We start from the raw sequence: 24,111 nt of genomic DNA, 5'->3' as shown, positions 1-24,111 counted from the left end.
AATAAGAAATCAGAAGAAGAATGTCGAAATAAGAAGATATAAATCTGAATATTCTAAAAATGATTCTTTTGGTATAGTTGGATTATTTTGGATGGTAAAATAGTACATGAATGCATAGATATCCAAAACGAAGAAATAATGTAAAAATATTCTATTGAACCCAGTTTTAATAGGGTATCTTCCATACTACTTAGGTAGTAGAAGTGATAGGCACTAATAACTAGGTCTAAATAAAATGAAAGAATTGAAGTAAAATCGAGCTATTATTACTAATACAAGTATTCCTACAAGAATAAAGCAACGTCATATAAGCGAAAGGAACTAGGGGAAGGAAGAAATGAAAGAGGCTTTACTACTAGTTTTCAGATGAAGGGGTATTATTTTCCTATCTAACGGAAAAGGTAGAAATGGAAAATTTCAAAACTCCATAGAAAAAAGGGGAAAAGGGGCTTTCCCGTTACACGCTGTCTATTTTTGTTGTACAATAAAGGTTGACTTAAATGAGAGAAGGGAATGTTCCTCATGGAGAAAATGACCGTCCAAAAAATCAGGCGGATGTTGGAAGACAAACTATCCAATCCCAATTGGACTTTTACATATGATAGAGAACAAGAGTCACTTCGAGTAGAAGATAAGGAAACCAAAAAAGGGATCAATGTTTCCCTTCAAGGTGTTCTTGCAAAATACGAACAGAATGATGACCAAAAAGCCATCGAAGAGTACGTATATTATGTTAAGGAAGCACTAACGAGCATGAGGGTGCCGATTCAGTTGAATGGAGCGGAACGCCACATCTATCCGGTAATAAGGTCCACTTCCTTCCCGACTTCAAGCAATGATATTCCACTTGTATATGATGAGCATACGGCTGAAACGCGCATCTATTATGCAGTGGATCTTGGGAAATCCTATAAACTGATAGATGAGAAGCTGCTTCAGAAAGAGAATCTGGAAAAGAAAACGATCAAAGAGATGGCAATGTTTAATGTTCGCTCGCTCCCAACGAACGTGAAAGAGGATGCAGTAGCAGGCAACACTTTTTATTTCGTCCGCTCTAATGACGGATACGATGCGAGCAGAATCCTGAATGATAGCTTTCTGGATTCCTTCAAAAAACGGATCACAGGAACCATGACGGTGGCTGTACCCCATCAGGATGTACTGATAGTTGCTGACATTCAAAATGAGGTAGGGTATGATGTACTTGCTGAATTGACCATGAGCTTCTTTGTGAATGGCAAAATTCCGATAACGGCTCTTTCTTTCCTATATGAAGAAGGAGAACTGGAACCGATTTTCATTCTAGGGAAAAATAATAAGGATACAAAAAGGAAAGAAGGGGATTACACATGAATGTATTCTATAATAAAGAAGGTATAGGAGATACCCTTCTTATTTACATAAAAGATATAGAACTGAAAAATAGGACCTTTGAAAAAAAGGGAGACGTAGCAACCATCCTGGACAGCGAAACGAAAGAAGTGGTAGGCTACAATATTTTTGAAGCTTCCAAGTATGTCGAAGTGGAGCAGTTTAAGGGCCAAGTGGAACTTACAGAAGAATTGGTCGGAAAAATCAATGACGCTTTTAAAGAAAACAGAGTGCAGGAAAGTTTTTCTGCTGATCTTAGCCCCAAGTTTGTCGTAGGTCTTGTGGTGGAAAAGGAAAAGCATCCAAACGCTGACAAGCTGAGTGTATGCAAAGTGGACGTTGGCACTGAAGTGCTGCAGATCGTTTGTGGCGCTCCTAACGTAGACAAGGGACAGCATGTCGTAGTAGCTAAGGTCGGGGCGGTTATGCCAAGCGGCCTGAGTATCAAGGATGCAGAATTGCGTGGGGTCGCCTCATATGGAATGATCTGTTCCGCCAAAGAATTGGACCTGCCGGATGCACCTGCCGAAAAAGGGATTTTAGTTCTTGATTCCGATGAGTACAAAGCCGGACAGCCTTTCGGGAAGTAAAAATCAAAGAAAATACCACTAGACCGTTCTAGTGGTATTTTTGGCTAGGCTCTTTTCGTAAAGTTTGTTGCTTATGTCCGTAAAAAATCGGCTTTTGGATTTTTTACAGCATTTCTCCCTATAGTATTCAACGAGAATTAAATCTAGCATCAGGGAAAAGAGCACGAGAGCAAGTAATATAACGTGTTTAAGTTGTATACGTCAAAAGCAACAATATATGCGAAAACGGCTCTGGCTAAAATAACGTACGAAAGAGTGTGATAGATGTGAACTGGTTTAAAAAGCTGTTTGCTCAGCTTAATGATGATGTAGAGCAGGAGAGAATTGAGCAGAGTTATGCTAAGAAACCGGAACAGAAGAATATGCAGGCGAGAATTTCCTATCAGTATCCCAATGGCAAGTTTCGCTTTCCGTTAATACCTGATGGAGAAAAGGCTGTGATGGAACCGCCTCCGCAAGTGGCAGCAAGAAAGAAAAAGGAAACTGCGTCTTCAAGCATGAAGCAGGTTTCAGAGCCAACGTTAAAAGAACAGATAAAAAAAGAAGCTGCACCTCCCAAAAAGGTTATTCAAAAGAAAGTGGAACCGAACTGGAAGGAGAAGAAGCCATTTCACCCAACTGAAGTGGTGTCCCCGGTATATGGATATAGCCTTCGTCCACCTGCAAGTAAAAAAGTGGAGGAGGAAATTCCGGAGATCGAATTGGAAAGTCTCAGCTTCGCAGGACAGAACAATCCAGTAAACGTAGATCCTATCATGGAAGAGACATTGACTATTAAAGAGGACTCTTTTGGCATATCGGAGACGGAGAAGGAAAAAGTGCAAGCGTTCAGCTTTGGCCTGTTGAAAGAAAAGCCGGAAAATAACAGGCATATCGAAGAGGAAGAAACGAATTTTGTGGAACAAACTCCGAAAAGTGAAAAGTTTAAGAGCAATGCCGAGCTTGAAGTGGATCACTACCGCAAAGAACATGAAACACCAATTGAGGCAGCTCCGGAGAACAAGGACTACTACGAGTTTTATCCAATAGTAGAAGAGACGGTTTCACAACTAGAAGAAGAGACTGCACCGGAGTTGGAAGAACAGGCGGAAACCTTGGAACCAATCGAAGAAAAAGTTTTGAACGATGCCGCGATGGAACCAGAAGAGCCTGAATCCTCACCAATACAAAAGAGTGAACCTGTCAGAAGCCCAAAACGAGAGTCGGAAAATGATAGAAATAAAGAATACAAGAGACAGCATATTCCCTATAATGTGATTATGCTGAAGCAGGATAAACGCACCTTGGAAAAACGAAAAACTGAAGAGGTACAGCCTGAATACTATCGAAAGCCACCTATCCACCTTCTGAATATTCCACCACAGCATTCAGAGGATGATCGTGAATGGGTGGTGGACCAAAGAAGGCTGCTTGATGAGACACTGCATCATTTCAGAGTAGGGGCGAAGGTTGTAAAAGCAACACAGGGGCCCTCTGTGACACAATTTGAAGTGCAGCCTGAACCTGGAGTAAAGGTGAATAAAATTACAAACCTAAGTGATGATATCAAGCTTAGCCTATCTGCAAGGGATATCAGGATGGAAGCGCCGATCCCAGGGAAAAACACAATCGGAATAGAGGTTCCGAACCGTGTGAGTAAACCGGTACTTATCAGGGAGATACTCAGACACCCATCATTCATACAGAATGCTTCACCCTTAACGGTTGCCATGGGACTCGACATTTCCGGCCAGCCGGTTGTACTGGACCTGCAGAAGATGCCTCATGGACTGATTGCAGGAGCAACTGGTTCCGGAAAAAGCGTATGTGTGAATTCCATTATCATGAGCTTGCTCTATAAGAGTACTCCGGATGAAGTGAAGCTTTTGCTCATCGATCCGAAAATGGTCGAGTTGACGCCATATAATCATATTCCTCATCTCGTCAGCCCGGTTATCACAGATGTAAAGGCTGCGACCGCTGCATTGAAGTGGGCGGTAGAGGAGATGGAAAGAAGATATGCCCTGTTCGTCCATGCAGGTGTAAGGGATATTGCCAAATATAATGAAGGCGCCAAAAAGCATAAACAGGAAACCTTGCCTTATATGGTCATTATCATCGATGAGCTCGCTGATTTGATGATGATGGCGCCAAGTGACGTAGAGGAGGCAATCTGCCGTATTGCCCAAAAAGCGAGAGCGTGCGGAATGCACCTTCTTATTGCGACTCAGAGACCTTCCGTTGATGTCATTACCGGTTTGATCAAAGCGAATATTCCAACTCGTATCGCCTTCTCTGTATCGTCCCAAGTGGATTCCAGAACCATCATCGATATAGGCGGGGCGGAAAGGCTTCTTGGCAGAGGGGATATGCTGCTTTTGGAAAATGGAGCTCCAAAGCCAATCCGGGTGCAAGGAAACTTTGTTTCGGATGAAGAAATTGAAAAAGCGGTATCACACGTCAGAAAAGAACAAAAACCCACTTACCTGTTTGAACAGACGGAATTGCTCAAAGAGAGCTATGTTCAGGAGGAAGACGAGTTGTTCCTCGAGGCATGTCAGTTTGTGGTGGACCAGAATGTCGCTTCCACATCCAGCCTTCAGCGCAGATTCAGAATCGGCTACAACCGAGCTGCCAGATTGATGGAACTGATGGAAGATCAGGGAGTCATATCCGGTCCGAAAGGGAGTAAGCCCCGTGATGTATTAGTCTCCGAGGAAGAACTGGTAACAAGGCAAGAAGCGGAGTAATAATGAATTCATGCAGGAAAAGTTGTAAATGGATATAAACTTCTTATAATATAGATAATAGTTAATAAGACAAGCAAAGGCGGGTTGGGCATCTGTCCTGGCCGCCTAAGACCAAGTAACCATTTTCATTATTTAACAGCTGTTAAATAGGGGACGTAAGGAGCTTTTTGGATGAAAGAAATAGAGTTAAAGCTACAAGGGAAAATCAAAAGGTTGACTAATCGTACATTCAAATTTGATGAACGTGTGAAAGAGGGCTGGTTTTCCGCAGTCTATTTCTTGAAAACGCGTGAAATTGTACGTGCCTATAAACCTGACAATATTGTTACCATGCAATTTTTCCAAAAAGAGCACGCAGTACTCTGTGGAACGGACGAAGTAATCGCCTTGATAAAAACATTTGCAGATGACCCCGATTCCCTGGAAATATACTCACTGAAGGATGGAGATAAAATAAGTCCTTTTGAGACGGTACTTACAATCACAGGGCCTTATCAGAATTTTGGGTTCCTTGAGGGTGTAATCGATGGCATACTGGCAAGGCGCACTTCAGTTTCGACAAATGTGTATAATGTGGTCAAGGCTGCAGGGCAGAAGCCTGTCATCTTTATGGGAGACCGCGACGACCACTTCACGCAGCAAGCAGGGGACGGATATGCTGCTCATATCGGCGGTTCCACAGCCCAGGCTACACATGCGATGAACGAGTGGTGGGGGAAAAAGGGAATGGGAACGATGCCTCATGCCCTTATCCAGCTTTTTAATGGAGATGTAGTCGAAGCATCCAAGGCATATCATGAAAAGTTTCCTGAGGATGATCTGCTAGTACTGGTTGATTACAACAATGATGTTATTACAGACGCCCTGAAGGTAGCCAGAGTCTTTGGAGACAAACTCAAAGGTGTTCGGATTGATACATCCAGAACGATGATTGATCAACACTTCATACGAAACCAGGATGTATTGGGCACGTTTGATCCACGTGGAGTGAATGGACCATTGGTATTTGCATTAAGGGAAGCACTCGATAAGGAAGGCTTTCAGCATGTGAAAATTGTGGTAAGTGGAGGTTTCAATCAACAGAGGATCATGGAATTTGAAGAACAGAAGGTTCCGGTGGACATCTATGGCATCGGAGGAAGTCTGCTGAAAATCTCTATTGGGTTTACCGGTGACAATGTCATGCTGAACGGAGAACCTCAAGCAAAAGCTGGACGGAAATATCGTTTCAATGAACGTTTGGAAAAAGTTGATTAATATCTTCATAAAGCCTTTTTGAAAACTGATGGAACGATGATTCTATCAGTTTTTCTCCCCCTAGTGGACCATAGGTACTTTACTGCATTCCTTTGATAAAGTGGAGTATAACTGAATTTCATGCTATAATAACAAGTTGTTGGGCAAAAAATTAGTATACATATGGTTTGATGGCTTTCGAATGAGGGAATTATCACTTTGAGATATAAATCATATACTGTAACTATTCGAAGTTACGGAGGCTTTGCCTACAAATAAAAAACTACTATTCGATTCGACTGCAAGGAAGGGTGCTGCAGACGGATTATATATAGATAAATGTTGGAGGTTTTTTCATGACCATTTATCATTTTGTTGGTATTAAAGGTACAGGAATGAGTGCTTTAGCTGGTATTCTTCACGATATGAAATTCGAAGTTCAAGGTTCGGATATTGAAAAGAAATTCTTTACCCAAAAAGGTCTGGAAGAAAAAGGTATAACCATCCTTCCTTTCGATAAGGACAATGTAAAAGATAACATGACAGTAATAGCAGGGAATGCTTTTCCTGATACACATGAAGAAATTGTGGCGGCGCATGAATTGAATATTCCTGTCATCCGGTACCCACAATTTCTTGGCCAGTTCATGGAGAAATTCACAAGTGTTGCTGTAACAGGCGCTCATGGGAAAACATCCACAACAGGATTGCTGGCTCATGTTATCCAAGGAGCAAAGCCGACTTCCTTCCTGATCGGGGACGGTACTGGCCGAGGTGCAGAGGACAGCGAATATTTCGTATTCGAGGCATGTGAATACAAAAGACACTTCCTATCCTATCACCCTGATTATACAATCATGACAAACATTGATTTTGACCATCCGGACTATTTCGGAAGCATTGATGATGTCTTCAATGCATTCCAGGAAATGGCCCTGCAAGTCAAGAAAGGGATCATCGCCTGTGGAGATGACGAGTATCTGCAGAAGATCCAAGCAAAGGTTCCGGTAATCTATTATGGCTTAGGGGAAGAGAACGACTTCCAGGCAAGACATATCGAGAAGAGCACAGAAGGAACCACCTTCGACGTATTTGTCCGCAATAATCATTATGCCACGTTCAAGATTAATGGTTATGGCGATCATAATATCATGAACTCCTTGGCTGTTATTGCTCTATGCCATTACGAAGGAGTACCTGTTGACGTAATCCAGAGCCAATTGCTCACTTTCGGTGGAGTAAAACGCAGATTTTCAGAAAAAGTGGTCGGTTCCCAGGTGCTGATCGATGATTACGCCCATCATCCAACAGAAATTCGTGCAACAATTGAAGCGGCGAATCAAAAGTACCCGGATCGAGAAGTAATCGCAGTTTTCCAACCACATACATTCACTAGAACTCAGACGTTCCTGAATGAGTTTGCTGAAAGTCTGGGCGGTGCAGACTTTGTCTACCTATGTGACATCTTCGGTTCTGCAAGGGAAAACCAGGGCAAGCTGAGTATTAACGATTTGAAAGAAAAAATCGAACAGGCAGAAATCCTGAGTGAAGAAGGAACAGAGATGTTGGCACGACATGAAAATGCTGTCATCATTTTCATGGGTGCAGGGGACATCACTAAATTCCAGGAAGCTTATGAGAAGCTGCAGGCTACGGAAACGAATTAAGCTAATATGAATATTGAAAGAGAATGAGGTAGTAAGTATACCTTGTTCTCTTTTTTGTTTTCAGGGGATGGACTTACAGGGTGGCAGGTTTTTCGTAGATTGTGTAGTGGGAAGAGCAGGTTGAGACCACCATTCGTCCGAAAGAAAGGAATGGTGGTATCAAAAGCAATATTTGAGACCGCCATTCGTCCAAAAGTAAGTAATGGCGGTAACAAAAGCCATGTTTGAGACCGCCATTCGTCCAAAAGTAAGTAATGGCGGTAACAAAAGCAATATTTGAGACCGCCATTCGTCCAAAAGTAAGTAATGGCGGTAACAAAAGGCATGTTTGAGACCGCCATTCGTCCAAAAGTAAGTAATGGTGGTAACAAAAGCCATGTTTGAGACCGCCATTCGTCCAAAAGTAAGTAATGGCGGTAACAAAAGCCATATTTGAGACCACCATTCCCCCAGAAACAAAGAATGGTGGTAACAAAAGCAATATTTGAGGCCTCCATTCCCCCAGAAACAAAGAATGGTGGTAACAAAAGCCATGTTTGAGACCGCCATTCCCCCAGAAACAAAGAATGGCGGTAACAAAAGCAATATTTGAGACCGCCATTCGTCCAGAAACAAAGAATGGTGGTAACAAAAGCCATGTTTGAGACCGCCATTCGTCCAGAAACAAAGAATGGTGGTAACAAAAGCCATGTTTGAGACCGCCATTTGTCCAAAAGTAAGTAATGGCGGTAACAAAAGCCATGTTTGAGACCGCCATTCGTCCAAAAGTAAGTAATGGTGGTAACAAAAGCCATGTTTGAGACCGCCATTCCCCCAGAAACAAAGAATGGTGGTAACAAAAGCAATATTTGAGGCCACCATTCCCCCAGAAACAAAGAATGGTGGTAACAAAAGCCATGTTTGAGATCGCCATTTGTCCAGAAACAAAGAATGGTGGTCTCAAAAAGCATGGCTGAGACCAAGACCAAACCTACCTAGGTCGCTAATGTAAAAAAGCCAATGAACCATCTGAACAACAAAAAAGGACCCGCCCCACCAATATTACTACGGTGAGCACGAATCCATTTATTCTATGAAAGAATCTATTTCAAATTCTCCGGATTTAAGCTCTCCAGTTCCGGAATGACAAAACGGCCATCTTTGCGGATCAGTACATCATCAAAGTAGATTTCTCCTCCGCCATATTCAGGGCGCTGGATCATGACCATATCCCAGTGGATATCGGAGTCGTTTCCATTGTAGGCATCCTCATATGCCTGACCTGGAGTGAAGTGGAAGCTACCGTCAATTTTCTCATCGAACAGGATATCCTGCATCGGGTGCTGAATATAAGGGTTCACACCGATTGCAAATTCACCGATATAGCGTGCACCTTCGTCCGTGTCAAAGATTTTGTTGATGCGGTCGGAATCATTTGCAGATGCTTCTACGATTTTCCCGTCTCTGAAAGTCAATTTGACATTTTCATAAGTGAATCCCTGGTAAGGTGAAGGAGTATTGTAGGAGATGGTTCCATTTACGGAATCTCTTACTGGACAAGTATAGACTTCACCGTCAGGAATATTCATTTCCCCTGCACATTTAATTGCCGGGATATCCTTGATGGAGAAGCTTAGATCTGTGCCTTCGCCTGTAATGCGCACTTTATCCGTTTTATTCATAAGGGAAACCAGTGCATCCATTGCGTCGCTCATTTTCCCGTAATCAAGGTTGCAAACGTCAAAGTAGAAGTTTTCAAAGCCTTCAGTACTCATTTTTGCAAGCTGAGCCATGGAAGCATTCGGGTATCTAAGAACAACCCATTTCGTTTTCGGTACACGGATGTCACGGTGAACCTTTTTGCCGACTGTGCTTCCTTGGATTTTCTGCTTTTCATCCGGTACATCGGAAAGTTCACTGATGTTATCGCCGGAACGCAATCCAATATATGCGTCCATATTTTTCATGACATTTGCTTCGAAATCAGCCTTCATGTTAAATTGTTCTTCCTGGGCACCCATAAGCAGGGCACGATCTACTTGTACATCCTTTAAGGATACGAACGGGTAGCCGCCAGCTTTGTATGCCTCTTCCACCAAGGCCACAACGAGCTCTCGTTGAAGACCGAAGTTTTCAATAAGCACTTTTTCACCTTTTTGCAATTTAACCGAGTAATTTATCAGGTTTTTGGCTAAAGTTTGAATGCGAGGATCTTTCACATGTATTGCCCCCTAATTAATGAAGTTTAGTATGTAACCATTTTATTGTAACCGAATTCACGGAGTTTGTTTAATTTTTTTGATTTTCCAGCAGCAGAAATTTTTTTATAAAATGTACAATTTGCGCATTTTCTAGCAGGGATTTTGTCTTTCTCATAGAATAAGAAGTGGTATAAGATGTTTAAACTTTATCATGTGGGGTAAACAACTAGTATGCAAATATTCAGCAGGAGGTGTCAGATTTGATCGACTTGCTCTACGTGAGTGCCATTATCGTAGCAATTGCATTTTTAGTATTAGTAATTTTTGTTTCGAAAACTCTTCGTTCTGTGCAGGGTACATTGGATCAGGTTGCAGGTACTCTTGGAAGTATCGAAAAGCAGATGCAGGGAATCACGACAGAGACGGAGCAGATATTACATAAAACCAACGTTTTGATGGATGATATTCAAGATAAATCGCAGCAGCTTAATACGGTTGTGACAGCCGTTAAGGATGTTGGTACTTCCATTCAAGGGTTTAATCATTCCGTAACACGGTTATCAAATAATGTAGCACATCAATTGGATCAGAATCAGGACAAGGTTTCCCAGGTGGTTCAATGGTCCAATGTTGCAATGGAGCTTGTGGAAAAATGGAATGAGAAAAAACAGAAAAACAAAATCAACAAATTATGAGGAGGAATCGGAAATGAGTAACGAAGAAATGAACAAAAACAATGATGGAATCAACACAAAGGACTTTTTAATCGGTACATTGATTGGTGGAATCGTTGGAGCGACAACTGCACTTTTCCTAGCGCCTAAATCAGGTAGAGAGCTTCGTGAAGACATTACCGATCAAGCTACTCAATTGAAGGAAAGAACAGATAACTGGAAACAGCAAGCAACTGATTTTTCAACAGACTTGGCTGAGCAGGCGCGTGAGAAGTCCAATCAATTAACAAAGGCCATCACAGACCAGACACAGCAAGTAATGGATAAAGTGAAGCAGCTGAAAGATAGAAACGGTGATGTTTCTTCAGATCTTCAGGATCAGGTTCAGGAAATCATCTCCGAGGCGGCGACTGCAATTGAAAGCGGCTCTGATGAAATGACGGATGAAGTGAAAAAGAAGCTTGAAGATACAAAAGCTGCATTGGAAGATGTGGAGAAGCAATTGACTGAAACTAAATAACTTGAGTATAAAGCGGCGAAGTGATATGATAACTTCGCCGTTTTTAATTCGGAATAATCAAGAGGATGGTGTAATTCTATGAGTAAAACGTTGGTTCAATCTGTTGAACAATTTGAAGAGCTGGCAAAGGAAAATGGTACGTTCCTATTATTTAAGAACAGTACAACATGCCCGATAAGCCATGCTGCATATGAGGAGTTTGAAAACTTCGCTGCCGACCACAATGAGATTCCTTTGTACTATTTGCATGTACAGGAAGCCAGAGCCTTATCAAACTATATTGCAGAGATATATGGCATCAAACATGAATCTCCACAGGCACTTCTTTTCAAAGACGGAAAAGTTGTATGGAATGCTTCCCATTGGAAAATCACGTACTCTTCTCTTGGGGAAAATGTAAAATAAAAACGAACGGGCCCATGCTGCTCGTTCGTTTTTTTGTATTATTGGTACACCTTTTTCTCCCACTTGATATCGAGCACATCCCCTTGTTCAATGAAATCATAGAAAGAGGAATCAGACTCATTTTTTTGAAGTATAAAAGAGCCTGCTCCGTGTGGCTTTTCTATTTCTACAAATCGGAAAATATCCTGGAAGATAAACGGCTCTTTTCGTCTCACCATTAGCTGAAGATGATCTCCGTTGGATAGTGTATCATCTTCCGTCAACAGTTCTCCATTCCGATAAAATTCAAGCAGCGTTTTATGAAGGACTATCTTTTCCCCGTTATAAGTGACAGCTATCTCCTGCCTTGTTTCATAGTTTTGAATCATGGACACCATTCTGACAGTCGGATGTGAACCATCTTTCCATTCAATTTCATCTCCTGGCGAAAAGCTGTCCTGGAATGTGGCTTTGGTTCCATTTACATAAAGTTTCTTAGAAAAATGCTCGAACTTTGTTTTTTCATCGTTCAGATAAAGAACAAAAGGAGAAAAATCCTCTTCTTCATTTTGACCAAGATGCGTCAGTAACTCCCTAATGCTAGAAGGATAATGGAATACAATTCTATCCCGGTCTTTTAAGTCACTGGCCAGAGAGGCAGCTTCCCCGTTGATGAGAAGAGTCGGCTCTATGATCAGAGTTTTGCCATTGATTATTACCGGATAACTTGGTAGATCCTCGCCTATGACATCTCTGACTGCAGCGGTTGCGTTCACGCCGTCCACTCCTCTTATCACCTCAATGGAATCACCGTTCTGGATGGTATCAAAGCTTTGGACGAGCTCCCCGTTCTTGTATATTTCAGGGGCTGTCCCAAGGCTACCGGGCAGTGTGATGCTTTTCTGGTTAACGGTAACCATCAAGGCAAGCCCTGGTTTTCCTACCAGTTTGTTGATGGAAACACCAGCTGCCAACAGACTGTCGCCTATTGTCAGCTTTTTCACATCAAATAGTCGTACCTGCAGATCATTGACAGTGACAGAGACATATTCGATCGGTTTTTGCTTTGCGGCTATTGCAATGCCGACAGGAGTGACAAATTCAGGACCAGTGATGGAAATGTCCGATTTTTGAAGCTGAGGGATGGCATCCACCCCACGAATTGCCACACGGTTCTCAGGTAGATCCAGGTAATGGGCAATCATGGAGGTTAGGGTGGGCGTTAAGCTTCCTCCGCCAACAAGCATGACTGCCTTTGGTGATTGCCTATTATTCTGATGCTTGATTTCATCTGTAATGGCTTTTGCCAGTTTATCAATGAAAGGCTTTATGTGATCAATCATCGAATCTTTCGTAAGAGTATGTTCAAAACCCAGAATATCGGTGAAGGTAATTATGTCTTTATGTATCATATCTCGTTTTGCCAGTTCAGCTTGAGGGAAATCCAATAAGAATTGATCGCTTAATCCCTCTGTAATCTCATCTCCAGCAACAGGGACCATTCCATAGGCAGTAACGGTTCCATCCCTTGTAATGGCAACATCCGAGGTCCCAGCACCGATATCTACAAGTGCAACGTTCAGGCGGCGCATGCTGGGTGGGATCAGCACATTGATTGCCGCTATCGGTTCAAGGGTCAATGCTTCCAACTGTAGGTTTGCCCGCTGCAATGCTGAGATGAGGGACTCCACCACTATTTTCGGTAAGAAGGTGGCAATGACCTCTGTTGAAGCAATCTCACCTCTTTGATCAAGAAGGCTTCCGATTTCCTGGCCATCCAAGTAATAGCGGAGAATCGAATATCCTACACAGAAATATTGATTGGCGGAATCCTGCTGATCGTTCAATAGCTGGGCTTGAGCTTCTTGTACAGCTGCCAGCTCCAATAGGAAAATATCATTTTCTGTAAAAAGTGATTTCCCTTTAATGTTCTGGGTTGAATGGGCGGTCTGCGTTTTTAGGGCTCTACCCGCAGCTGCCACACAAACTTTCGTAAGTGGACCATGGTTTTTTTCCAGTTCCATTTTTACATATTCGATCACCTTGGAAACTGCTAATATATCGTGTATCTGCCCATCCAGCATAGCGCGTTCCTCATGCTCTTTTGTCACCATATCAAGGACCTTGAACTGTTCATTCTGCTGTTCCAATAATAGTCCGACCACTGATCTTGTCCCAATATCCAATGCAAAGACTTTCGAGTTACCCTTCAAAATAGGTACACCTTCCTCTATATAAGGTCATATAATACTTTATCGCTTAAAAGCGTTTAATTATTAAAGAGATTTTTCGTGACAATCACTGGTTGTTCGTTTATAATAACTAATTAATAGAAATGTACCATAACTTGGTGCTGTTATAAATAAGCTCTTTTCGTAAAGTTTGTTGCTTCTGACCGTAAAAAATCGGTTTTTGGATTTTTTACAGAGATTAACTTCGCATAATTTAAGAATTTTGTTAACTGATACACCGGAAAGAGCACGAAGGAATGTATATTTCCGTGTTTGGGTTGTATTCGTCATAAGCAACAATTTCTGCGAAAAAGGCCTATAAATAAGGAAAGGATGAATTAAAATGAGTCATAACGAACTAGACGCCCTGCGAAAACAAGTAGAAGAACTTAACTTACAACTATTAGAGGTCATCAATAAGCGTGGTGAGCTTGTACAGGAAATTGGGAAGCTCAAGGAAGCGCAAGGTGTAAATCGATATGACCCTGTGCGAGAAAGAAAGATGCTCGACCTGATTACGGAACATAATGATGGTCCATTCGAGACATCTACCTTGCAGCATCTTTTCAAGGAAATTTTCAAAGCTGGACTTGAACTCCAAAAGGATGATCATAGAAAAGCTCTATTGGTATCCAGGAAGAAAAAACCGGAAGATACTATTGTCGATGTAAAAGGTGTAAAAATAGGCGACGGTTCTCAACACTTCATCATCGGACCATGCGCAGTGGAAAGCTACGAGCAAGTGGCTCAAGTGGCACAGGCTGCCAAAGCACAAGGAATCAAACTATTGCGTGGTGGAGCATTCAAGCCAAGAACATCACCTTACGATTTCCAAGGACTCGGACTTGAGGGCTTGAAAATCCTGAAGCGTATCGGCGATGAATTTGATATGGCAATCATCAGTGAAATCATCAATCCTGCAGATATCGAAACCGCATGTGATTATGTGGACGTGATCCAAATTGGTGCACGCAACATGCAGAACTTCGAATTATTGAAGGCTGCTGGTGCTGTAAGAAAGCCTGTACTATTAAAACGTGGGCTTGCAGCAACGATTGATGAATTCATCAATGCAGCAGAGTACATCATCTCACAAGGAAACGATCAAATCATCCTTTGTGAACGAGGCATCAGAACGTACGAGCGAGCAACCAGAAACACCTTGGATATTTCCGCAGTACCTATTCTGAAAAAGGAAACACATTTACCGGTATTTGTGGACGTGACACATTCCACAGGACGAAGAGATCTACTATTGCCTACAGCTAAAGCTGCACTGGCAATCGGAGCAGACGGAGTCATGGCAGAGGTTCATCCAGATCCAGCAGTTGCGCTTTCCGACTCTGCACAGCAAATGGATATCGATATGTTCAATGAGTTCATTACAGAGCTCCGCAGCCATTATGCTTATAAATCATAAGAGATAACCATCCAAGACGAGCACCGAGCTGCTCGTCTTTTTATTTTGTCAGAACAGCTTTTATCGTGAAAAAAAACAAATAATTTATCCCGGATAGGGCAAGATGAACAAAAAGGCAGTAAATTCGTTGCTTGTCCCACCATAATAACGTATGATAATAAAATAAATGCGCTGAAATTGCCATTATTATCTTATATAAAACTGTTTTACCTACATAGATGCATGTAAATGAAGGAGTGTGTGTTTGAATGAACGTAACAATTTATGATGTTGCCAGAGAAGCGAATGTCTCCATGGCAACGGTTTCCCGTGTAGTAAACGGAAACCCAAATGTAAAACCGACCACAAGAAAGAAAGTGCTTGAAGCGATTGAGCGTCTGGGCTATCGTCCAAATGCAGTTGCCCGTGGATTGGCAAGCAAAAAGACGACTACTGTCGGTGTAATCATCCCTGATATCTCGAATATCTTCTATGCAGAACTGGCACGTGGAATTGAAGATATTGCGACAATGTATAAGTATAATATAATCCTAAGCAACTCTGATCAGAATGTGGATAAGGAATTGCATCTATTAAATACGATGCTTGGCAAGCAAGTAGATGGAATCGTATTCATGAGTGGAAATATTACAGAAGACCTTGCTGCAGAATTCGAAAAATCCCCTGTACCGATCGTACTTGCAGCCTCCATTGAAAAGGATAACAAAGTACCGTCCGTTACTATTGATTATGTACAAGCTTCCTTTGATGCAGTTACTGCTCTCGTGGTAAAAGGCCATAAACGTGTTGGATATGTTTCCGGACTTTTTGATGAACCGATCAACGGGGAAAAGAAATTGACCGGCTATAAGAATGCGCTTCAGGAAGCAGGCCTTTCCTATGATGAAGAAATCGTGATCGAAGGTGATTACAGCTACGATTCAGGAATTGAAGCTGTAGAGAAGCTCATCAGCTTGGATGATAGACCAACAGCTATCTTTGTTGGTACAGACGAAATGGCGCTTGGTGTGATTCACGGTGCACAGGATCATGGTCTTCACATTCCAAATGATATAGAAGTGATCGGTTTTGATAATACCCGTCTGGCAACGATGGTACGCCCAACTCTTACGACCGTGGTTCAGCCGATGTATGATATCGGCGCAGTGGCAATGCGTTTATTGACCAAATTCATGAACAAGGAAAAAGTCGAAGAACAAACTGTCGTACTTCCTCACCGAATTGAATTTAGGCGCTCAACAAAATAAAAAAACTGTCGATATAGATAGTAAAAGAGGACAAAATGCTTTAAAATTTGTCCTCTTTTTATTTCAAAAATTTTAAAAAGCGTTGTAAGGTCAGGGGAGAAAGTATGAAAAAGCTTGATATGTTAACACCTATTGGACTAGTTCTTGGATTTGCGATGATTGCCTTTGGAATATTAAGCAACTCTGGATTTGCCGGAGCTGCAAGCTTCTTGGACCCTGCGTCCTTGTTTATTGTTCTTGGAGGCACAACAGGCGCACTTTTCATTACCTTTAACTTGAAAGAAATGAAGCTGATGCCCAAAGTGCTGAAGGCGACATTTTCCAGAGAGGAAACGGAGCTGCCTGCTCTCATTGAAACATTTGTCCGTCTTTCTGACCGTGCAAGAAGAGAAGGTTTATTGGCATTGGAAGCAGAGCTCGAAGATGTGGAAGATGATTTTATAAAAAAAGGGATACTGCTGGCCGTGGATGGAGTGGATCCGGAAGTCATTCATGATATTATGAACGCAGAAATAAGCGCGATGGAAGAACGCCACCTAAAAGGCAAAAACATTTTGGAAAAAGCGGGTGAATATGCACCTGCATGGGGAATGATCGGTACATTGATCGGTCTTGTCCTCATGTTGAACAATCTAAACGATCCTACTACGTTGGGTCCAAACATGGCTATTGCCATTCTGACTACTCTTTATGGCTCCTTGCTGGCCAACCTTGTTTTCTTGCCAATGGCGAATAAATTAGGGAATAAGACAGAAAAAGAAGTATTTATGAAGCAAATCATCATCGAAGGTGTCATCGGAGTTCAATCCGGACAGAACCCGAAAATCCTGGAAGAGAAATTATCAGCATTTCTTACTGCACAGGATCGTGAAAAAGAAGAAGTGGAAGTGATGGAGGGGATGGAGGAGACCGTCCGATGATGATCAGGAAAAAAAAATCGTCAAAGGCACCAGGGGCACCACTATGGATGGTGACATTTTCCGACCTTTTCATGCTTGTACTCGTATTCTTTATCCTTTTATTTTCCATGTCCCAAATAGATTTGGTTAAATTCAAGGCAGTAGCGGAATCTTTCAAAGAGACGAACATTTTGGATTATTATCCTTCCGCTATTCCGTTTGATCATCCTACCGATTTTACGGTGGAGACAGAATCAACGAACAACAAGGAAGAAGATCAGACGAATCCACAGGAAAGCGAGCAAAATCTCGAGGAGTTGTTGCATGAAGTACAGAAATTCCTAGATGAGAACGACCTGCAGGATGTCGTGATTGCAAATCGCACAGAACGTGGGATTGTGCTGGTTTTGGAAGAAAAGGTGCTCTATGAAACTGCCGAAGCAAGAATCCTCCCAACAGCCTACCCATTCCTGGATAAAGTCGGAACACTGCTGACGAAAATCCCAAATCTGGTGAAGGTGGAGGGGCATACGGATAATAGGCCGATATCCACAGAAAAGTTCCCATCCAACTGGGAATTGTCCGCAGCCCGGGCAAGCAGTGTCATCCGTTACCTGGTTGCTGAACATGAACTCGACTCCGAGCGTTTTGTAGCTGTAGGGTATGGGGATACAAGACCAATCGTACCAAACACATCAAGTGAAAATTTTCAAAAGAATAGAAGGGTAGAAATAGTCATTTCTGACCCGCAGTATGAGGAAAAGATCAATTAATATTGGTCTTTTTTTCTTTACGTAAAAGCATAATAAAAAAAGCCAATCCTCATTCGGATTGGCGTCAGTTTCTTGGAAGTATCAATATTTCAACTCGTCTATTCTGTGCTCTACCTTCCGCTGTTTCATTAGTAGCAATAGGTTCGTATTCGCCGAAACCTTTTGCACTGAACCAGCTTGGGTCAAGCCTATCATTTTCTATTACAATCTTCATAAAATTGACAGCTCTCATTACGCTTAATTCCCAGTTTGATGCAAATTGGGAATTATTGATGGGAACATTATCGGTGTGACCGCTGATAATAATGTTTCTCGGCGGATTTATCACTAATAGATCTGAAATTTCTTTTGCCATCTCCAAGTCATCTGTTCTTACCCTGTCACTTCCAGATGAGAATAATACATTATCCCGGATCAAGACCAATAGCCCTTCATCTGTTAAGGAAGTATCCAGCATATTACTTAGTTCCTTCTCCATGATATAAGAGTCAATTTTCTTTTGAAGGGATTCAAGTTCTTGCATATCTGCCTTTTTCTCCAAATTCTCTTCAACCTCATCCTGTTCATCCAAAACTGCTGCGTTCTCCTGTGGAACTGGATTAGGGAATTCCATGATACCTGAGCCTTTAGAAAAAACTTCATTAAAAACCTCAGAAAGTGCCTGGAACTTTTTTGCATCGATGGAACTCATAGAGAATAAAACAATAAACAATGCTAAAAGCAGTGTTAAAAGGTCAGCATACGGAATTAACCAGGACTCATCAATATGTTCTTCTTCGTCATGTCGTTTTCGCCTTCTACTCATCCTTGTTCCCATCATTTCCTTCAAGAATTTTCTTTCTTTCACTTGCAGGCAGATAGGAGGATAGCTTTTGTTCAATTACTTTAGGAGATTCGCCTTCATGAATCGATAATATTCCTTCAATCATCATATATTTCAATTTGGCCTCTTGTTTTGATTTCCTCTTCAGCTTATTTGCAAATGGATGCCAAAGCACATAACCTGTAAAAATCCCTAGTAATGTCGCAATGAATGCTGCACTGATCGCCTGGCCGAGACCATCAATATCATTCATATATTTCAATGCCGCAACCAACCCGATCACTGCACCGAGTACTCCTAATGTGGGAGCATACGTGCCAGCCTGTGTGAATATTAATGCTCCGGATTGATGTCTTTCTTCCATCGCTTCAATTTCCTCTGATAGTACATCTCTGATGAATTCAGCACTTTGTCCATCGACTGCCAATGTTAAACCATTCTTCAGGAATTCATCTTCAATATCGATCGTTGTCGATTCAAGTGCCAACAAACCTTCCTTTCTTGCCACTAGAGCCAATCCGGAAAATGTTTTGATCAATTCTATCGGATCCATCATTTTTCTTTCTTTGAATAAAATGCCGAAAAGCTTTGGGATTCTCTTGATCTCAGAGGTTGGAAAGGCAATTGTTACTGCAGCTACAGTACCCAATAATATAATTAAGAGAGCGGCTGGGTTGATTAAAGCAGCTGGAGTGACACCTTTAAAAAACATTCCTACTCCCACAGCTATGAATCCTAAAATTAGACCTACTACCGACGTTTTATCCATGAAATAACCACCTGTTCCTATTCTATAAACTTTTGCAAAACTTCTCTTTCTAATTACTTCGACATAATATCAAAATATTTTATAGAGCGATATAAAATTGTGCGTCCTGGTAGTCAAAAGAAAAACACTTTTCCAATAATAGGAAAAGTGTTTTGTGGTAAATCAGCCGATGTTGTGGTTGTCATTATTGAGATGGCTGATCGGATATAGGGCTTTTAAGAGAATCTGTTTGTTTTTCTCGGTTATTTCCTGCTTTCGTGGAATGGCCTTATACATGTCTATTGGATCTTCCCAGTTTGGAGGGAGAGCTACAGGGGATTGTGCTTCCCATTCCTTCATCCATTCCTCCGGGATTGCTCCAGTGACAGTGTTTTTCTCGATCATCTCAGCCCAAAGATGTGACCAGGCCCTTGGTACCACTCTCCATATATCATAGCCGCCCCCGCCAACAGCAATCCAGCGTCCGCTGCAGTATTGATGGGCAATTTTATGGGCAAGCTTCGGGATTTCCCGATAAGCCTTCATCGTAGTGGAGAGATGGGTCAGGGGATCATGATAGTGGGCATCGACACCATTTTGGGTCAAGATGATATCCGGTTTAAAAAAGGCCGCAATTTCGGTCAATGCCTGCTCATACACTTCAAGGAAGGAATCATCCTCCGTAAAGGCGTCGACTGGAATATTGAAGGAGTAGCCATAGCCATCTCCTTGTCCGCGCTCATTCACATTCCCGGTTCCGGGGAACAAGTACCGACCTGTTTCATGGATGGACAAGGTGCAAACATCAGGATCCTCGTAAAAGGTCCACTGCACACCGTCGCCATGATGGGCATCGGTATCCACATACAACACTCTCGCTTTATATTTCTTTTGTAAATATTTGATTGCCACAGCACTATCATTATAAATGCAAAATCCGGAAGCCTTTCCACGGAATCCGTGGTGCAGCCCGCCGCCCAAATTCAGAGCGTGCTCCGATTTTCCAGTCATCACATAGTCCACCGCGGTCAAGGTGCCTCCGACTAAAAGGGCACTTGCCTCATGCATATTTGGGAATATCGGGGTATCTTCTGTTCCAAGTCCATAATTGTTTGCTTTTTCTTTCGGCAATAGTCCCTTTCCAGCGAGTTTTACAGATTCGATGTAACTGGGATCATGGATCAAAGCCAATTCCTCGTCCGTGGCCATCCGAGGAGGGACCACATCCTGAAAGGACAGAAGCTTGCTTTTTTGAAGCAAATCATAGGTGAGTCTCACTCTAAGCTGGTTGAAAGGATGATTCTCACTGAATTTATAGGTTTGAAAATCATCCGAATAAACGAAAACCGCTTTTTTCATGAGGTCACACCCGGAAGATTGGGCCATAGTACATCATAGCCTTCCTCATGGAGATCTTTGATTACCCCGGTAGGATTCATGGTATGCACACGCAGAACCAGAATTTTATACTGTTCGTCCTCATGTGGATACACCAGGACACTTAGAATATTGAGCTTTCGTTTACGTAAGATAGATGTGACTTCTGCAAGTTTCCCAGAGATGTTCTCCACCTTGACTTCAAACTGCGATGCCGGCTGGTTGGCACCTGTCAGCTGGATAAAGGTATACAGCAGATCTGATTCTGTTACAATACCAACCAATTTAGAGTCACTTACAATCGGCAGGCAGCTTATTTTATATTCGTAAAATAATGCCGCAACCTCTTCCACGAAATCAAGCGGATGCCCGGTGAGAATGTTGGTCTTCATCACTTTGGAAAGTGGCTGATTCAAATCATCCTTGCCTGCATGTTCAGATAGCGAGGAATGCAGCACGTCCCGCACATCCCTGTCCGAAATGATCCCGACCAGCTGCTGCTTGGCATTGACGATCGGAATGTGACGAATACTCTTTTTCTCCATCAACTGAAGTGCCTGTTCCACCGTATCGGTAGGCAAAAGCGTAAAAACGTCTTTCTTCATTATACGTTCAACGATCAAAAGTCTCTCCCCCTTGTAAAACAAGTTCCCTTAAGACATCATATGCTAGTACATGAAGCGATTGTGAAAGCGAAGAGTATCAAATTTCTGTACAGACTCTGCGTCCACGTTTTTCCCGATCCTTGCCATCAGACAGTTGGCAGGATGCGAGCTGATTTCAGGATCGTCGGTTGCGTAATATTCCAAGCCACCGGCATTCATCATTTTCTCCATCACTTTCCGGTATTCCCAGACGTTCAGCCCAGTCCCTTTTAAATCCCAATGCCAATAATATTCAGTCGTTATGACAATATAATTTTCCATCATTTTATCCATCATCGATACCTGTAGAAGGGTCTTACCTACGGAACTCCCCCTGACCTCTGGCACAACCTCGATGGCACCGAGTTCAATCAGGTTTTCCATCTTCCCTTCCGACCATCTTTCCATCGGATCAGGATATAGATAAGTCACATATCCTACGATCGTATCATGTGTCCGTGCAATCAGGATTCTCCCCTCAGGAAGCCCTGCTATCTCAATCAATGCCTTTCGCTGCTGTGCAGGCGGCCTGAAAGCAATCAGATCTTCATGGAACTCATAGCTTGCGAGTTTCTCAGGTGTTACGGGCCCTTCTATAATCAAGCGGCTATTTTTCGTTTTGATTTCCTTTGCATTGTACGTTTTTCTATGTTCCATTCTGTCATTCACCCACTTTTGACTACGATAGTATAAAACTATTTTCTCATTTTACTGAAAAAAAACAAGAGAAATAAAACGCTTTCATGCCTGCTGCCCTTTAAGTCTACTAGAAAACAGGAAATAATTCATGTGATTACACCTACTTTTTTAAAAATTGAGAAAAAACAAAAACTATATTATAATAGAGGGTATATTTTACATAAGGGGGAGTTGTAGATGAAAGTGGAAGCGCTACCAGTAACAAAGGGGAACTATAATCTCGAAGACTATCAACAAACCTACCATAATTTCGATTGGGCAGAAGTGGAAAAGAGCTTCAGTTTTGCCGAAACAGGAAGAGTGAATGTGGCATATGAAGCAATTGATCGCCATGCCTTGACTCACAGAAAGAACAAAGTGGCACTTTATTACCGCGACCCGGAACGTGATGAAAAGTACACGTTCAAGGAAATGAAGGAAATGTCCAACAAAGCGGGGAATATTCTCCGACAAACATGTGATGTGGAAAAAGGGGACCGCGTATTCATTTTCATGCCTCGTTCTCCGGAGCTTTATTTTGCAGCACTCGGGGCGATTAAATTAGGTGCCATCGTAGGGCCTTTATTCGAGGCTTTTATGGAAGGTGCAGTAAAAGACCGCTTGGAGGATAGTGAAGCGAAGGTGATTGTAACGACTCCTGAGCTTTTTAAGCGCATTCCGTTTGATGACCTGCCAGCATTGGAGCATGTTGTGCTTGTAGGCGATAATGTGAAAGAGGAAGGACCGTTTATTGATTTTAATGGAAGAATGAAGGATGCAAGCAAAAAGCTGCAGATTGAATGGGTGGATAAGACGGACGGACTTGTTCTTCATTATACAAGTGGGTCAACAGGCAAGCCTAAGGGTGTGCTACATGTCCATAATGCGATGGTACAGCACTATCAAACCGCCAAATGGGTATTGGATCTAAAGGAAGAGGATGTATATTGGTGTACGGCCGACCCGGGTTGGGTAACTGGGACCGCCTACGGTATTTTCGGCCCTTGGCTTGCTGGTGCATCAAACGTCATCGTGGGAGGGCGCTTCCGACCTGAGGCGTGGTATCAGACGATCGAGGACTTCGGTGTTTCTGTATGGTATAGCGCACCGACTGCGTTCCGTATGCTGATGGGTGCAGGGGACGAGGTAGTGAAGAAGTTTGACCTGTCCTCGCTTCGCCACATCCTGAGTGTAGGGGAGCCTTTGAACCCAGAAGTAATTCGTTGGGGAGTAAAAGTGTTCAACCTGCGCGTGCATGATACATGGTGGATGACGGAAACAGGGGCACAGTTGATCTGCAATTACCCTTGTATGGAAATCAAGCCTGGCTCCATGGGCAAACCGATCCCTGGTGTCGAAGCGGCAATCGTCGATGACCAAGGGAACGAGCTGCCTCCATACCGCATGGGCAACCTTGCCATTAAAAAAGGCTGGCCATCCATGATGCACACAATCTGGAACAACAAAGAGAAATACGAGTCCTATTTCATGCCTGGCGACTGGTATGTATCAGGTGACTCCGCCTACATGGACGAGGAAGGCTATTTCTGGTTCCAAGGCCGAATCGATGATGTCATCATGACCTCCGGTGAGCGGGTGGGACCATTTGAAGTGGAGAGCAAGCTTGTCGAGCATCCGGCTGTAGCGGAAGCGGGCGTAATCGGAAAACCGGACCCTGTTCGAGGGGAAATCATCAAGGCATTCGTTGCGCTGCGTGACGGTCATGAAGCGACAGATGAACTGAAAGAGGAGATCCGACAGTTCGTGAAACGCGGGCTGGCGGCCCATGCAGCACCTCGTGAAATCGAGTTCCGTGATAAGCTGCCTAAGACACGAAGCGGGAAGATCATGCGCCGCGTGCTGAAAGCCTGGGAGCTTGATTTGCCTACAGGTGATTTGTCGACGATGGAGGACTGATTT

The 24,111-nt window shown here is 42.7% G+C and carries 21 protein-coding genes; 13 read left to right on the top strand and 8 right to left on the bottom strand.

Annotation, left to right across the window (positions count from 1 at the left end; translation table 11 throughout):
- Positions 1 to 522 precede the first annotated feature (522 nt).
- From ACFVAD_RS17700 to murC, 5 genes are all read left to right on the top strand, one after another.
- Positions 523 to 1,353 (top strand): DUF1444 domain-containing protein, encoded by an 831-nt coding sequence (locus tag ACFVAD_RS17700; protein WP_386643005.1) that lies wholly within the window; start codon positions 523 to 525, stop codon positions 1,351 to 1,353.
- Positions 1,350 to 1,961: a YtpR family tRNA-binding protein gene (ytpR, locus tag ACFVAD_RS17695; RefSeq protein WP_386643002.1), complete on the top strand. Its 612-nt coding sequence runs from the start codon at positions 1,350 to 1,352 to the stop codon at positions 1,959 to 1,961. Before ACFVAD_RS17700 ends, ytpR begins: the two co-directional genes overlap by 4 nt.
- A 266-nt stretch (positions 1,962 to 2,227) precedes the next feature.
- Positions 2,228 to 4,690, top strand: a complete 2,463-nt coding sequence (locus ACFVAD_RS17690) for a DNA translocase FtsK (protein ID WP_386642999.1) — start codon at positions 2,228 to 2,230, stop codon at positions 4,688 to 4,690.
- A 171-nt stretch (positions 4,691 to 4,861) separates the two neighbouring features.
- Positions 4,862 to 5,947: a nicotinate phosphoribosyltransferase gene (locus ACFVAD_RS17685; RefSeq protein ID WP_386642996.1), complete on the top strand. Its 1,086-nt coding sequence runs from the start codon at positions 4,862 to 4,864 to the stop codon at positions 5,945 to 5,947.
- 335 nt (positions 5,948 to 6,282) lie between these two features.
- Positions 6,283 to 7,593 carry a UDP-N-acetylmuramate--L-alanine ligase gene (murC, locus tag ACFVAD_RS17680; protein ID WP_386642993.1) on the top strand — a complete coding sequence of 437 codons (1,311 nt, stop codon included), beginning with the start codon at positions 6,283 to 6,285 and terminating at the stop codon, positions 7,591 to 7,593.
- Here murC and ACFVAD_RS17675 read toward each other — a convergent pair.
- Together ACFVAD_RS17675 and ACFVAD_RS17670 are read right to left on the bottom strand one after the other, a co-directional pair.
- Entirely contained in the window at positions 7,590 to 8,555 is a 966-nt protein-coding gene (locus ACFVAD_RS17675; protein ID WP_386642990.1) for a hypothetical protein, read from the bottom strand. The two genes, murC and ACFVAD_RS17675, sit on opposite strands and share 4 nt — an antisense overlap.
- 120 nt (positions 8,556 to 8,675) lie before the next feature.
- Positions 8,676 to 9,791, bottom strand: coding sequence for an aminopeptidase (locus tag ACFVAD_RS17670; RefSeq protein ID WP_386642987.1), 1,116 nt, complete (start codon positions 9,789 to 9,791; stop codon positions 8,676 to 8,678).
- Positions 9,792 to 10,033: 242 nt separating this feature from the next.
- Here ACFVAD_RS17670 and ACFVAD_RS17665 point away from each other — a divergent pair, with 242 nt between their 5' ends.
- From ACFVAD_RS17665 to ytxJ, 3 genes are all read left to right on the top strand, one after another.
- Positions 10,034 to 10,468, top strand: a complete 435-nt coding sequence (locus ACFVAD_RS17665; RefSeq protein WP_386642984.1) for a DUF948 domain-containing protein — start codon at positions 10,034 to 10,036, stop codon at positions 10,466 to 10,468.
- 13 nt (positions 10,469 to 10,481) lie between these two features.
- Positions 10,482 to 10,967, top strand: a complete 486-nt coding sequence (locus ACFVAD_RS17660; RefSeq protein ID WP_386642981.1) for a YtxH domain-containing protein — start codon at positions 10,482 to 10,484, stop codon at positions 10,965 to 10,967.
- 78 nt (positions 10,968 to 11,045) lie between these two features.
- Entirely contained in the window at positions 11,046 to 11,372 is a 327-nt protein-coding gene (gene ytxJ, locus ACFVAD_RS17655; protein WP_386642978.1) for a bacillithiol system redox-active protein YtxJ, read from the top strand.
- Between the two features lie 38 nt (positions 11,373 to 11,410).
- Here ytxJ and ACFVAD_RS17650 read toward each other — a convergent pair whose 3' ends face one another.
- Positions 11,411 to 13,564, bottom strand: coding sequence for a cell division protein FtsA (locus tag ACFVAD_RS17650; RefSeq protein WP_386642975.1), 2,154 nt, complete (start codon positions 13,562 to 13,564; stop codon positions 11,411 to 11,413).
- A 361-nt stretch (positions 13,565 to 13,925) separates the two neighbouring features.
- Between ACFVAD_RS17650 and ACFVAD_RS17645 the strand changes: the two genes are divergently transcribed.
- From ACFVAD_RS17645 to motS, 4 genes are all read left to right on the top strand, one after another.
- On the top strand, positions 13,926 to 15,002 hold the full coding sequence (locus ACFVAD_RS17645; protein WP_386642972.1) for a bifunctional 3-deoxy-7-phosphoheptulonate synthase/chorismate mutase: 1,077 nt from the start codon (positions 13,926 to 13,928) through the stop codon (positions 15,000 to 15,002).
- Positions 15,003 to 15,250: 248 nt separating this feature from the next.
- A complete protein-coding gene (gene ccpA / locus ACFVAD_RS17640) occupies positions 15,251 to 16,249 on the top strand; it encodes a catabolite control protein A (RefSeq protein ID WP_386642969.1) in 999 nt (332 codons plus the stop codon).
- Positions 16,250 to 16,353: 104 nt separating this feature from the next.
- Positions 16,354 to 17,169 (top strand): flagellar motor protein MotP, encoded by an 816-nt coding sequence (gene motP, locus ACFVAD_RS17635; RefSeq protein ID WP_386642966.1) that lies wholly within the window; start codon positions 16,354 to 16,356, stop codon positions 17,167 to 17,169.
- Entirely contained in the window at positions 17,166 to 17,921 is a 756-nt protein-coding gene (motS, locus tag ACFVAD_RS17630; RefSeq protein ID WP_386642963.1) for a flagellar motor protein MotS, read from the top strand. The genes motP and motS overlap by 4 nt, the downstream gene beginning before the upstream one ends.
- A 64-nt stretch (positions 17,922 to 17,985) precedes the next feature.
- On the opposite strand, the gene motB is transcribed toward motS, so the two are convergent.
- The 5 genes from motB to ACFVAD_RS17605 all read right to left on the bottom strand — a co-directional run bounded on the left by motB (position 17,986) and on the right by ACFVAD_RS17605 (position 22,170).
- Positions 17,986 to 18,726: a flagellar motor protein MotB gene (gene motB, locus ACFVAD_RS17625; protein WP_386643139.1), complete on the bottom strand. Its 741-nt coding sequence runs from the start codon at positions 18,724 to 18,726 to the stop codon at positions 17,986 to 17,988.
- Complete coding sequence (gene motA / locus ACFVAD_RS17620; RefSeq protein WP_386642960.1) at positions 18,719 to 19,513, bottom strand: flagellar motor stator protein MotA; 795 nt, start codon at positions 19,511 to 19,513, stop codon at positions 18,719 to 18,721. The genes motB and motA overlap by 8 nt, the downstream gene beginning before the upstream one ends.
- A 162-nt stretch (positions 19,514 to 19,675) precedes the next feature.
- Positions 19,676 to 20,878, bottom strand: a complete 1,203-nt coding sequence (locus ACFVAD_RS17615) for an acetoin utilization protein AcuC (protein ID WP_386642957.1) — start codon at positions 20,876 to 20,878, stop codon at positions 19,676 to 19,678.
- Positions 20,848 to 21,492 carry an acetoin utilization AcuB family protein gene (locus ACFVAD_RS17610; RefSeq protein WP_386642954.1) on the bottom strand — a complete coding sequence of 215 codons (645 nt, stop codon included), beginning with the start codon at positions 21,490 to 21,492 and terminating at the stop codon, positions 20,848 to 20,850. The genes ACFVAD_RS17615 and ACFVAD_RS17610 overlap by 31 nt, the downstream gene beginning before the upstream one ends.
- 45 nt (positions 21,493 to 21,537) lie before the next feature.
- A complete protein-coding gene (locus tag ACFVAD_RS17605; RefSeq protein WP_386642951.1) occupies positions 21,538 to 22,170 on the bottom strand; it encodes a GNAT family N-acetyltransferase in 633 nt (210 codons plus the stop codon).
- A 219-nt stretch (positions 22,171 to 22,389) separates the two neighbouring features.
- On the opposite strand from ACFVAD_RS17605, the gene acsA reads away from it, so the two are divergent.
- Entirely contained in the window at positions 22,390 to 24,108 is a 1,719-nt protein-coding gene (gene acsA, locus ACFVAD_RS17600; protein ID WP_386642948.1) for an acetate--CoA ligase, read from the top strand.
- Positions 24,109 to 24,111: the final 3 nt, after the last annotated feature.

Origin of the sequence: Sutcliffiella sp. NPDC057660 (genome assembly GCF_042800035.1) — a bacterium.
Classification (GTDB): Bacteria; Bacillota; Bacilli; order Bacillales; family Bacillaceae_I; genus Sutcliffiella_A.
This window is presented reverse-complemented; position numbering and strand designations above follow the sequence as displayed.

Excerpts from the sequence above, each read along its gene's own strand:
- ACFVAD_RS17700 (WP_386643005.1), top strand. The coding sequence starts at position 523 with ATGGAGAAAATGACCGTCCAAAAAATCAGGCGGATGTTGGAAGACAAA.
- ytpR (WP_386643002.1), top strand. The coding sequence starts at position 1,350 with ATGAATGTATTCTATAATAAAGAAGGTATAGGAGATACCCTTCTTATT.
- ACFVAD_RS17685 (WP_386642996.1), top strand. The coding sequence starts at position 4,862 with ATGAAAGAAATAGAGTTAAAGCTACAAGGGAAAATCAAAAGGTTGACT.
- murC (WP_386642993.1), top strand. The coding sequence starts at position 6,283 with ATGACCATTTATCATTTTGTTGGTATTAAAGGTACAGGAATGAGTGCT.
- ACFVAD_RS17660 (WP_386642981.1), top strand. The coding sequence starts at position 10,482 with ATGAGTAACGAAGAAATGAACAAAAACAATGATGGAATCAACACAAAG.
- ytxJ (WP_386642978.1), top strand. The coding sequence starts at position 11,046 with ATGAGTAAAACGTTGGTTCAATCTGTTGAACAATTTGAAGAGCTGGCA.
- ACFVAD_RS17645 (WP_386642972.1), top strand. The coding sequence starts at position 13,926 with ATGAGTCATAACGAACTAGACGCCCTGCGAAAACAAGTAGAAGAACTT.
- ccpA (WP_386642969.1), top strand. The coding sequence starts at position 15,251 with ATGAACGTAACAATTTATGATGTTGCCAGAGAAGCGAATGTCTCCATG.
- motP (WP_386642966.1), top strand. The coding sequence starts at position 16,354 with ATGAAAAAGCTTGATATGTTAACACCTATTGGACTAGTTCTTGGATTT.
- motS (WP_386642963.1), top strand. The coding sequence starts at position 17,166 with ATGATGATCAGGAAAAAAAAATCGTCAAAGGCACCAGGGGCACCACTA.
- motB (WP_386643139.1), bottom strand. The coding sequence starts at position 18,726 with ATGAGTAGAAGGCGAAAACGACATGACGAAGAAGAACATATTGATGAG.
- motA (WP_386642960.1), bottom strand. The coding sequence starts at position 19,513 with ATGGATAAAACGTCGGTAGTAGGTCTAATTTTAGGATTCATAGCTGTG.
- ACFVAD_RS17615 (WP_386642957.1), bottom strand. The coding sequence starts at position 20,878 with ATGGCCCAATCTTCCGGGTGTGACCTCATGAAAAAAGCGGTTTTCGTT.
- ACFVAD_RS17605 (WP_386642951.1), bottom strand. The coding sequence starts at position 22,170 with ATGGAACATAGAAAAACGTACAATGCAAAGGAAATCAAAACGAAAAAT.
- acsA (WP_386642948.1), top strand. The coding sequence starts at position 22,390 with ATGAAAGTGGAAGCGCTACCAGTAACAAAGGGGAACTATAATCTCGAA.